The 11,955-nt window shown below is 51.0% G+C and carries 6 protein-coding genes; 4 read left to right on the forward strand and 2 right to left on the reverse strand.

Annotated features, from left to right (window positions below):
* Positions 1-97: 97 nt before the first annotated feature.
* The 4 genes from ABEB26_RS03510 to hemG all read left to right on the forward strand — a co-directional run bounded on the left by ABEB26_RS03510 (position 98) and on the right by hemG (position 8,835).
* A complete protein-coding gene (locus tag ABEB26_RS03510; RefSeq protein ID WP_345720559.1) occupies positions 98-2,131 on the forward strand; it encodes a sensor histidine kinase in 2,034 nt (677 codons plus the stop codon).
* A 6-nt stretch (positions 2,132-2,137) separates the two neighbouring features.
* Entirely contained in the window at positions 2,138-4,819 is a 2,682-nt protein-coding gene (locus tag ABEB26_RS03515; protein WP_345720560.1) for an ATP-binding protein, read from the forward strand.
* Positions 4,816-7,317 carry a hypothetical protein gene (locus ABEB26_RS03520; RefSeq protein WP_345720561.1) on the forward strand — a complete coding sequence of 834 codons (2,502 nt, stop codon included), beginning with the start codon at positions 4,816-4,818 and terminating at the stop codon, positions 7,315-7,317. Before ABEB26_RS03515 ends, ABEB26_RS03520 begins: the two co-directional genes overlap by 4 nt.
* Positions 7,318-7,404: 87 nt before the next feature.
* A complete protein-coding gene (hemG, locus tag ABEB26_RS03525; protein ID WP_345720562.1) occupies positions 7,405-8,835 on the forward strand; it encodes a protoporphyrinogen oxidase in 1,431 nt (476 codons plus the stop codon).
* Between the two features lie 44 nt (positions 8,836-8,879).
* On the opposite strand, the gene ABEB26_RS03530 is transcribed toward hemG, so the two are convergent.
* Both ABEB26_RS03530 and ABEB26_RS03535 read right to left on the reverse strand, forming a co-directional pair.
* Positions 8,880-10,364, reverse strand: a complete 1,485-nt coding sequence (locus tag ABEB26_RS03530; RefSeq protein ID WP_345720563.1) for a S10 family peptidase — start codon at positions 10,362-10,364, stop codon at positions 8,880-8,882.
* 76 nt (positions 10,365-10,440) lie between these two features.
* The gene (locus ABEB26_RS03535; RefSeq protein WP_345720564.1) at positions 10,441-11,805 is read right to left on the reverse strand and encodes an MFS transporter; all 1,365 of its coding nucleotides are present in this window, start codon (positions 11,803-11,805) and stop codon (positions 10,441-10,443) included.
* Positions 11,806-11,955 lie beyond the last annotated feature (150 nt).

Raw genomic sequence — 11,955 nt, forward strand, 5'->3', positions numbered from 1 at the left:
GCTACATTTATGGTTAAAACTCCTTGCGTTTGGGGCATGCTCTACAGTATAATTTTCCTCAGAGAAGCCTGAAATCTACGATTTGAGCACAATACATATGGCTGACGTTGCAACTACCCAAAATCACGCACGTCCAATCAGCGGTTTTCAGTTGTTGGCAATTGCCGAGGCAATCAACAACGCAGCAAATCTTGGTTTTTTGCTAGCTACAGTGGCCGAGTTATGTGCTACTGGTTTTGGGGTCGAAGTCGTTAAGTTGGGGCTGCTCGCTAACGAACACCACAGCGGTTCGTCCATTCCATATCTCTATGGCAACCCCAGCAAAGCCAGCCAAAAATTGCTTGATCAAGCGATTGCTCAAACCATCGAACAAAAAACTGCGGTTTTGCCAAGCAACGAAGAGAGTGCCCCAGCCCAATTGTTGACGCTGCCGTTATTGGCTAGCCAACAAGTTGTGGGCTTTTTGGCCTTGCTCTTGCCCAAAAAGGGTCGCTGGGCGGCTGAAGCAATTGAAGCTGCCCGGTTGGTAGCACATAATTTGGCCTTGGCTATCTCAGCTTTTCAGCTTAAAGAATATACTGCCAAACGTAATCAAGAAATTAATACGCTCAACGATATTGCCGCTACAATCACTTCATCGCTTGATCCGCGCCAAGTCTATCGCTTGGTGGTCAAGAAGATCAACGAATATTTTCAGGTTGAGGCTGGTTCGCTGCTGCTGCTCGATCCTGTGACCAACGAATTGGTCTTTGTGATGACGCTTGAGGCGGGCGAGGAAAAATTAGCGGGCGTGCGAGTTCCGCCAGGCCAAGGTTTGGTTGGGGCGGCAATTACCACCCGCCAGCCTGTCGTCGTGCTTGATGCCCAAAACGACCCACGCTTCTATCGGCGGGTCAGCGAGGATGTTGGGTTTGTGACGCGCTCAGTCTTGTGTGTGCCCATGTTGGTGAAAAATCGTGAAATTGGCGTGATTCAGTTGTTGAATAAGCTCGAAGGCGTATTTAACACTGAAGACACCCAACGCCTACAAGCCATGGCCAACACGGTGGGCGTAGCGATCGATAACGCTAATCTGTTTCACGAGGTTTCGCAGAACCGCAATCGCCTACAAGCCTTGCTCAACTCCACCACCGACGGTATTTTGATGATCGACCCTGATGATGTGGTGTTGACTGCGAATCCAATGCTGGGCGAATTGTTCGGCTGGGAATGGCGCAATATCATCGGCGAAGCTGGCAGCGATATTCTGGCCCGTATCAAAGAACAATCGCGGGTGGTCAATGAGTTGCCCAATAGCGAAACTTGCGAAATTGAGGTGCTGCGGCCTCGTACCCGCTATGTGCGCCAAGAGCCGCTACCAGTGCGCAATAATTTTGGCAATGTGATTGGCACGCTGATTGTGTTTCACGATATTACCGAGGAATATCAGCTAGCCCAAATTCGCGAAGATTATATGGGTATGTTGGTGCATGATTTGCGTGCGCCACTCACAGCGATCATCAATGGCATGACCATGGTGCGACGCGGTTTTGCTGGCCCAATCAACGACCAACAACGCGAATTGCTGGATATTGCCAATAATAGCAGCCAAGAAATGGTTGGCATGATCAATACCTTGCTGGATATTAGCAAGATGGAAGCTGGCGAATTGGTGCTGAATCGTGCGCCATGCTCAGCCTACGAAATTGTTGATCGTGCTTCGGAGCGTTTGATTAACTCGGCTCGCAGTGTTGATATCAGTATCAATCTGGATATGGCCCTGAATTTGCCAATTATCGATGCTGACCAAGATAAAATTGTGCGGATCTTGCAAAATCTGCTAGATAACGCGATTAAATTTACGCCAGTTGGCGGAAGTGTTACAATCCGCGTGCGCCAATTAACTGATAATGAAAAGCAGACGATCTGCTGGAGTGTGATTGATGCCGGGCCCGGCATTCCCGAAAGCTACCGCGCCAAGATTTTCGATAAATTTGTGCAGGTCGCTGGCCAGAAAAAGGGCACGGGCTTGGGCCTGGCCTTTGCCAAACTTGCATCAGAAGCCCATGGCGGGCGGATTTGGGTTGAAAGCGTTGAGGGCGAAGGTAGTACATTCTCGTTTACCATTCCGTATGAGCCAGCAGTGAAATAGCCTTCTATGTTTGTCAACCTGCGGCGACGGCTAAAAAGTCGCATTCGGTATAAAATCACCCTGCCGTATTTGCTCTTGCTAGCATTTTTGTCGGGCTTATTGATTGTGATTATTTTTTGGCTGTATGCTCAGAGCTTGCAAAACCAACTCAATCAATCACTGCGCACCAGCGCTACCAATACTGGCGTGGGCTTGGAAACCATCGAAGCCCAAATCCTCGATAATTTACGTTTGATCGTCACTTCGCCTGCCAACGAAAAAGAAGCCTTGCTAAGCACCGCCGAGGCATTTAGCAACAATGATGTTGATCAGGTCGAGCAGATCATCAACAATGCCTTCAATTATTTCAAGCCCTCACGCTTGATTGCGCTGAATGCTGATGGTCAAGTGCTGGTCGATGCTGCTAGTTCAACCGTGCTCAGCCGTAGCCCTTCGTTGGTTGGTAGCACCGAGTTAGCCAAAGATTCCTTGATTCAAGCGGTACTGCGTGGCCAAGTTGATGATTATGGCGATAAATATGCCAGCCTCTTGCGCATCGGCGCGAATCCGCCTTACACCATGTTTTTTGTGGTTGCTCCGGTTAAATTAACGGTCGGCAGCAGTGAAAAAGTGGTTGGGGCAATTATTTATGCCGAGCCGTTAGAACGAATTGTCAACGAGGAATTACCACCACGTAACGGTGCAACCATCACCGCCATCCTCAATAGCGATGGCAGTGTGCTCACCAGCAACCCACCGCAAGAAGCTGATGAGCTAGTGATTGATGCCAACCAGATTGAGCAAATTAAGGCCAGCCAAACCAACCCCGACCCCGAAACGCGTGGAACCTTGTTTACCACGATTCAACGCGGCGATACCAGCTATCAAGTGATGTATAGCCCAATGCGGATTCGGCGGGCACTCAATGGCTATTTTGCGGTTGGTTTGCCGCGTAGCAATATTGATCGGGCCTGGCAACAAGCGCGGGTGCTGATCTTCTTATTCGGCGTGCTTTCGCTGATTTCAATTATTTGGATTAGCGTGCGGGTAACTCGTAGCATTACTGTTCCCCTTAGCGAGTTGGTCAGTACCGCCTTGCGGATTAAGAGCGGCGATTTAGAAGGCCGCAGTTTTGTTTCCGAGGAAAATGAGCTTGGTACGTTGGCGACAGTGTTAAATGATATGACTGATCGTCTGCTCGATTTGTATCGTACCAGCCGCCAACTGGGCACAGAACTAACCCTTGATGGGGTTTTGACCCAAACCACCGCTGCGGTTCAACGCCTGATTCCCGATTCTGAAGTTGATGCCTTGGTAGTTGAGCAAGGCGTTTGGCACTATGTTACAACTGAAAGCGTGCGCGAAATCGAGCGGCCCTTTCCTGCGACCAGCCTGGAAACGCTTGCGCCAATGGTGACGATTACCGAAAATCCAGCTTTGGATAGCGCCTTGCGGCCACTTGCGCCAAATCTGCAATTAGTGTTGCCGTTGCGCACCCAGCAACAAGTTATTGGCAGCCTGTTGGTTAAGAATGATCGCGCTTTGCCACCAGCGAGCAGCATTCGCGAACCACTCAGCGCAATCGCCAGCATGACCGCCACGGCGATGCAAAATGCAGTGCTCTACACCACCGTCCAAGATGAAGCTAGCCGTAAACAGGCAATTCTGCAAAGTATCGCCGACGGTGTGATTGTGCTTGATCCTGATGGCAAAGTTATTTTGGTCAACCACACGGCCACGGCCATGCTGGGAGCTAGCGAAGCCGATTTGCTCGGCAAAAGTTTTGCTGAATTTCAGCTTACGCCATTGTCGGGCGGCGCTGAATTATTTGCTACGCCCACAGCCACAACCTTCTATGAGACAACTTCGCAGCGCATTTTGACTGTGAATGCAGCGCCAGTTGAGCGTGAAGGCCTGCAATCGGGCGAAGTTTTGGTGCTCCACGATGTGACCGAAGAACGGGCGATGGATCGCGCCAAAACTGACTTTATCGCTACGATCTCGCACGAACTGCGCACGCCATTGACCTCGATTTGTGGCTATGCCGATTTGCTGTTGCGTGGCTTTGTTGGGCCATTGACCGACGAACAAACTCAGTTTATGAACACCATTCGCCAGCAAGGCCAAAGCATGGTCGAGGTGCTGCAAAATGTGATTGTGATTGCCAGTATCGAAGCTGGTAATATGGAACCACAAATTGAGCAACATTCGCTGGACGAGTTGTTGCCGCCAATTGCCCAAGCTTTGCAAAAGGGCTTTGAGCAAAAGCAGCTCAAATTGATCATTGACCTGCCTGAGAACATGCCGTACATTGTAGTTGATCGCGACCACTTCAAAATTATGTTGACCCAACTGCTGGAAAATGCCCGCCGCTATACCCAAACTGGCACGGTGATGGTTCAGGCTAAAGCGGTTGAGCAGCGAATTCAAATTGCCGTGATCGATACTGGGCCTGGGATTGCCAGCCAAGATTTTGAGCGCTTGTTCGAGCGCTTCCAACGTGGCGGTGAGCAAAGCGGCCTAACTTCCAAAGAGCGTGGTATCGGCCTTGGTTTGGCAATTACCAAGCAATTGGTCGAGCGGAATAATGGTAAAATTTGGGTTGAGAGTGAGCAAGGGGTTGGTTCAAGCTTTATTATGCAATTTCCGCTGATGCAGCTTGCGCCGAGCGAATATAACTTAGTGAATGTGACGGCAACCAACGCATGAGCAATAGCGCCTTACCACAACCAAATACCCAAGAGCCACGCGACCGATTGTTGTTAACTATCGGTTCAATTGTGATTTTAGCGGTGTTGTTGGTGATGGGCTGCTCATCATTAATGGTTGTGCGCTGGACAACTCCGGTTAATGCGTCTGGCCCTGAGGTCTTGCTGCCACCATTTGCCAATTATGAGGCTTGGAATGGCACAGCACCATTTCCGATTGGTCAAGAAGCGATTCGCAGCAAAATTAGCGACAAGCCTGCTAACCCAAATTTAGTTGTAGCCGAAACGCCAATTCCAATTGGGATTGTGGATTTGTTGCCAACCGCCACGCCAACTGGCCGACCTACGCCAGCTAATCAGGCAATTGCAACTTCAACCACAACGACTACCCCTACGCCAACCAAGGATGAGGGTATTCCGATCGGCAGCGCAACGGCGGCAACGACAGAGCCAACTATCGAATTAACTGCCGAACCAAGCTCAACGCCACGGGTTAATCCAAGCTCGACAGCTGGTACGCGCACGCCAACCCTGAATCCAACAATCAATCCAACCAGACCAACCTTCGAACCAACCTTTACCGGTACACCAACCCGAACCAGTGTTGTGGTGGCTACTACGGTTGTGCCAGCAAGTGCAACATCAACCAATACCGCAATTCCAACCTCAACGCCCACCAACACACGCGTGCCAACGATCACTCCTGTACCAGCGACGCTGACCAACACGCCAACCGAGGTGGCAACGATCACGCCCGTGCCAGCAACCCCAAGTAACACGCCAACTGACGTGCCAACCAATACGCCCGTGATTGTGACGGCGACCAATACTCCAATTCCAATTTTTACTACGCCGAGCAATACGCCAACCAATACGGCGACGAATACGCCGAGCAATACCCCAACTGATACGGCGACACCGACGAATACGCCGAGCAATACCCCAACCGATACGGTGACACCAAGCAACACGGCTACGCCATCGAATACGCCAACGCCAACCGATACGGCGACACCAACTGCCACGCCAGCACCGGAGCTGTATATCGCTTGGCGCGTTGATGCAATTGTCAATCCAGTTAATCCATCGATGGAAAATAACGATACCAAGCAGGTATTCGTGGTATTTGGCAATGCTGGCGATGCTCCAGCGTCGGGCGCACAAGTTAATATCAGCGTAACTGGAACCTGTATTAGCTCAAGTATTAGCAGTAGCGGCGTACCAATTACGCTTGGGGCGCATCAAGGCTTTACACTTTCGCCCACAATTTCAGCCAATAATGTTGGTAATTGTTCGATTACTGCAATATTGACGGCAATTGGTCAAACCCCAGTTCAAGCAACCTTGAATTGGACAATTGTGTGTGATGGTTGTGCTACGGTAACTCCGCAACCCACCAATACGCCAACGCGCACACCAACCAACACGCCAACGCGCACACCAACGCCAACCAATACGGCTACTCCATCGAACACGCCAACGCCAAGCAATACGCCAACGGCGACCAATACCCATACGCCAACGACAATTCCAACTTTGACCTATACACCAACGCCGAGTAACACGCCGACGGTGACCAATACGCCAACACCAAGCAATACGCCAACCAATACGCCAACGGCGACCAATACGCGCACGCCAACCAATACACCAACAATCACGAATACGCCAACGCCGAGCAACACGCCAACAATCACGAATACGCCAACGCCGAGCAATACGCCAACGCCGAGCAATACGCCAACTGATACAGCAACGCCGACCGAGACAGCAACGCCGACCGAGACAGCAACGCCGAGTGAAACACCTACGCCGAGTGAAACGCCAACACCAAGCGAAACGCCAACACTAACGAGCACACCAACTCCAACGCCGGATCTGTTTGTGTTCCACATTATCAATGGAGTGGTTAATCCAGCAGGCTCGATGACGTTGGCCGCTGGGGCGCAAGAACATGTAACGGTTGTGTTTGGTAATAATGCTAGCGGCTCGCGAGCAACGGGCTTGAACTTCAGCTTTAACGGTGGTTCGTGTATTAGTGCCCAGCCTGGCTCAAGCGATTCAAGCGATTTGAATGGCGGCGTAAATCGCTCGTTATCAGTAATTGTGACTGGCAATAGTGCTGGTTCATGTTCATTCCGCACTCAATTTAGCGCCAGCAACGCCAATACCGTCAGTGTTGATAGTAGCTTTACTGTGGTCAACACTGCCCTAAATCAACCAGCGCTTGCTGCGACCGCAACTGCCACGGCTACCGCAACTGCGACGGCAACGGCTACCGCCGAACCAACAGCTGCTCCCGAACCAACAGCTGTGCCGACCGATCAACCAACGGCTGAGCCAAAAGCGACGCTCGAACCAACCCTGCCAGTAATTGGCCAAAGTTCAGCCTTGCCGCCAATGTCGGGAGGCCAAATGCTTTGGTTGCTGGCTGGCGGACTATGTATTCTGCTCAGTGGCTTGCGCGGGCGAAGAATCTTACCGCTTAATGTTGCCTAATCTCCACCAGATCCATTCAATAACCGATTGACAGAATTCGCCAACCCCGGCAAACTAAGCCTAGTTTTCACTACGATGAGGTTTGCAATGGATGTTGCTGATCAGCCACGCATTGCCATTATTGGCGGTGGTATCGCTGGCCTTAGTACAGCATGGTATTTACAACAACAAGGTCTAACCAATATTCAGCTTTTTGAGCGCGATCAACGGCTGGGTGGCAAATTGCGCACCAGCCATGTTACTTTGCCCGATGGCGCTGGCGAATTGCTGGTCGAAGCAGGGCCAGATGCCTTTATCAGCCAAAAGCCATGGGGTTTGCAATTGGCGCGTGAGTTGGGCTTGGAAGATCAGTTAATTTCGACTCAGCCAGCTCGCCATAAGGTGTTTGTGTTGCATCGGGGAAAGCCCGAACCACTGCCCGATGGCATTAATTTGGTTGTGCCAACCGAATTTTGGCCGTTGCTGCGCACGCCGATTCTTTCGCTGCCAGGCAAATTGCGCATGTTGCTTGATTTGGTCTTGCCTGCACGCCAAAGTAATACCGATGAATCGCTGGCAGATTTTGTGCGCCGCCGTTTTGGAGCCGAAGCGCTGGATAAATTGGCCGAGCCGTTGATGGCGGGCATTCACAATGCCGAATCGGATCGCCAAAGTCTCGAAGCAACCTTTCCACGTTTTATTGAGGCTGAACGCAGCCATGGCAGTGTGATTCGCGGAATTCTGGCGGCTAAACTTAAAGCAGGCAAGCCCAAAGGCCAGCAACTCAGCCCATTTATCAGTTTGCGCGGCGGCATCGAGCAATTAATTACCACGCTGGTTGCGCAGCTCAACGTTGAGATTCGGACAAATTGTGGGGTTCAAGCGTTGCGCTACGACCCAACCAACGCGCCAGCCTATCAACTAACCCTCGATGATGGTACGAAGATTGACGTTGATGCAGTGGTGTTGGCCGTGCCTAGTTTTATAGCCGCTGAATTGGTCGCGCCTTGGGCTGATGCCTTGGCCGAACGCCTAAAAGCTATTCGCTATGTTAGTACTGGCACGGTTTCGTTGGCATTTCGGCGCAACGAAACTAACATGGCTTTCGATAGTTATGGCTTGGTTATTCCACGTAGCGAATATCGCCTGATTAATGCAGTAACGATCAACTCACGCAAATTTGCTGGGCGTGCTCCCGCCGATTATATGCTGCTGCGGGCGTTTGTGGGTGGTTCGAAACATCCCGAAGTGTTGCGCTTAGATGATCAGGCATTAACTCAATTGGTGCGCGATCAGCTTAAATCGATTTTTGGTCTGACTGCTGAGCCAGTTTGGAGCGGGGTTGCTCGTTGGAACGAGGCCAATCCCCAATACGATATTGGTCACTTCCAACGCATGGATCAGCTTGAGGCCTTGTGCCCAGAAGGTTTGTTGCTGTGTGGCAGCGGCTTTCGAGGCGTGGGGATTCCCGATTGTGTGCGCCAAGGCCAAGCAACTGCCCAAGCGATTAGCCAATTGTTCGCTACGGCTAGCGCTTAATTTAACAAGCCCACGGCACTTAGATTTGCCGTGGGCTTGCTATTTTAGACGTTTTTGGTTTGGCTGATAAAAGCTTCGAGGTCGCTTTTTAGCTCAGCCAGCGACGGCAAATGGGTATACATCATATGCCCAGCCTCGTAATGCTTGATTACGATGTTGTTGCGCAGGGTTTGGTCAAGCCCAAGGTGATTGAAGGTATGCAAAGTGGCGTAATACGGCGTGGCAAAATCGAAGAAGCCACTGGCCACAAACACCTTGAGATAGGGATTTTGTGAGATGGCCGAGCGCAAAGCCTCAGTCACGCTCACATATTGATTTTCATGCTTATCGTATTTCCAAGGCCGTACCTTCGAGGTCAGAATTTCATAGGGTTCGTCGCTCTCGAATTTGAGTTCGCGCCGCACATAATCGTTGAAGGTGGCGCTGTATGGCCCATGAATCACCGCATAACTTGGGTCGTACTCAAAGGCTTCGCGAGTTGGATCGCGGTCGATGCCCACGAAGCGGCTATCCAAGCGGCCAACTGTGCGTTGCTGATCGCGCAGCAATTCCTTGGTAAACCGCATCAAGTCGATCCGTAGATTACTTTGATCAATAAAGCGTTCGCTCAAACCGGTGTAGCGAGCCAATTTGCGCACCACCGAGCGACGCTTGCCCTCGGCCAAACTATCACCTTGCAGCAAGGCTGTGGCATATTCGCCAATTGCAAAGGCCTCAACTTCGGCCAAGGTATCGCTCAAACTCAATTGCAATTTGGCATCAAGCTGATTGTGATACCATGCAGTCGCGGCGTAGGTTGGCAAAATCACCACATAGGCAATATCGTTGCCTGGGTCCATCTCGACAGTTTGAAAATCGAGAATCGAGGAGATTAGCATAATCCCGTTCAGATACATGCCGTAGCGATTTTGCAGATAGTTGGTGATGGCTGAGCCGCGAGTTGTGCCATAGCTTTCGCCGATAATATATTTGGGCGAGAGCCAACGCTTGGCGCGGGTGGTGTATAGCCGAATAAAATCGCTGATCGATTCAATATCTTTGGTAAATTGATGGAATTGATTGGGATTTTCGCCAGTTGCCGCGCGACTATAGCCCGTACTAATCGGGTCGATAAAGACTAAATCACTTTGATCGAGCAAGGAATATTCGTTTTCGACCAAACGAAATGGTGGTGCTGGCAAATTGCCAGTTTCATCGGCCATCAAAACCCGTTTTGGCCCCAACAAGCCAAGATGCATCCACACTGAGGCTGAGCCAGGCCCGCCGTTGAACGAAAAGGTGATTGGGCGGGTGGTTTGATCGTCAACATCGCTGCGGGTGTAGGCCACATAAAAAACCGTTGCTTTGGCCTTAGGCGCTTGCTTAAACTCCGAATCCTCTTCATAGAGCACGATTGTTCCGGCGGTGACGGTGTAAGGCACATCGTTGCCCTTGATTTTTACCCGCCCATGAGTCACGCTTACAATTTCTTGCGGTGGCTTGGGGCTTTCCGAATCGCTGCGTTTTTCAGCGCTACCTGCATCTGCCATAGGGTTGCATATCCTCACACTAGAAGCATATCAATCGATTTGATTGTAACAAGTTTTGTCTCATTGATTGTCAATTTTAGGCTGGTTCGGCTTGCAATTCAGGGCTGCTGCTTGGGCTATCTTGATGGTCAGGAATCAGGTCCTCGGCATGGCGCACGACCCGCACGCCATAGGCGATCACGGCTACTGCAATGCCAACAATGCCACTCAAGACCATAATCAAAGCGATGCCTGCCCCTTTGCCACTGCCAACCCAACTGCCGAACATCTCGACCCAAGCGCCGCCAACTGCCATACGTGGTTCAAACACTTTGTCGGCCAATGGTCCAACGATCAAAATTGCGATTGGCCCCGAAATTTGGGCGATCATGCGGCGGACTGCAAACACCCGCCCTTGAATATCGGGGGGCACTTTGGCTTGCCAAATCGCTTGATTCGAGCCATTCAACATTGGCAGCACGAACAGCAACCCAAAGCCCGCAATCGACCAGACCAGCGTATTTTGGCCCAAGCCCATGAGAATGCCGCCAAAAAAGCTGGAGAGCGCCATGCCACCGAGCACGCCATGAACTTTGCGCTTGGGGCCACCCCAGACACTGAGAATCAAGCCGCCGAGCACTCCACCAATGCCCATGGCCGATTGCACCGTGCCCATAATTGCCGAGTTACTATCGGTGCGAGCCAGAATCATGGGGGCGGTCATGGTCGCTTCAAACGAGCCAACGAAGTTAATCATAAAAAAGGTTAGTTGCAAGCCCAAAAGGCTGGGGCGTGCCAAAATATAGCGAAAGCCAAAGCCAGCCTCGCTCCATAAGCTGCCCTTGCCTTGCGCCCCTGCCTCACTTTGGGTTGGCTGGGGAATATTAACAAAAAGTACAGCGCTGACGGCAAACACAAAGGTCACGATATCAATAATCAAGATGCCGCCGATCCCCATTACGGTTAGCAAAAAGCCGGCTAGGGCTGGCGCGACAATCCCCGCTGCCGATTCCGCCATTGACATCATGCCGCTGGCGCGAGCATAGTGCTGCTTGGGCAACATCGTCGAAACTGCTGCCGAATAGGCTGGCCATTGAAACGATTGAAAAATACTGGCAAATGCTCCAGCCACATACAAATGCCAAATTTGCAGTGCATCGTTGTGGTAGAGCAATAAAATGGCGATCGTCGATAAACCTGTGGCTAAATCGCTCAAAATCAGCACCAGCTTACGATTCCAGCGATCGACCAAGGCTCCCGCGAAGGGGCTAACAATAATGCTTGGGGCAAATGAGAAAAAACCTACCAAGGCTAAGGCTGTAGCTTGACCTGTAATTTGCCAAGCCCAAATCGTGAGGGCAAAGCTGCTCATGGAGCTGCCAAGCAATGAAACGACCTGGCCAAACCACATAATGCTAAATGCGAGCATGCCGCTCGGTTGCTTTCTGGTTGTTTCAGCCATTACGGCTCCTTCTTCTGGCGATTGAGATTGGAATGTTGATTGAATTAGTATATCGCTATGCCAATAATTGCATATCAGTCTTTAGTTCTAGGGTGGGTTTGTTTAGGGTTTTGTAAGTTTTTGGCAAGGCTTGGTTAAGTGCTGGCGGTT

This window comes from Herpetosiphon gulosus (genome assembly GCF_039545135.1).
GTDB lineage: Bacteria > Chloroflexota > Chloroflexia > Chloroflexales > Herpetosiphonaceae > Herpetosiphon > Herpetosiphon gulosus.

What these genes read in the sequence shown, in the direction of transcription:
- ABEB26_RS03510 (WP_345720559.1), top strand. Translation starts at nt 98, where the DNA reads ATGGCTGACGTTGCAACTACCCAAAATCACGCACGTCCAATCAGCGGT.
- ABEB26_RS03520 (WP_345720561.1), top strand. Translation starts at nt 4,816, where the DNA reads ATGAGCAATAGCGCCTTACCACAACCAAATACCCAAGAGCCACGCGAC.
- ABEB26_RS03530 (WP_345720563.1), bottom strand. Translation starts at nt 10,364, where the DNA reads ATGGCAGATGCAGGTAGCGCTGAAAAACGCAGCGATTCGGAAAGCCCC.
- ABEB26_RS03515 (WP_345720560.1), top strand. Translation starts at nt 2,138, where the DNA reads ATGTTTGTCAACCTGCGGCGACGGCTAAAAAGTCGCATTCGGTATAAA.
- ABEB26_RS03535 (WP_345720564.1), bottom strand. Translation starts at nt 11,805, where the DNA reads ATGGCTGAAACAACCAGAAAGCAACCGAGCGGCATGCTCGCATTTAGC.
- hemG (WP_345720562.1), top strand. Translation starts at nt 7,405, where the DNA reads ATGGATGTTGCTGATCAGCCACGCATTGCCATTATTGGCGGTGGTATC.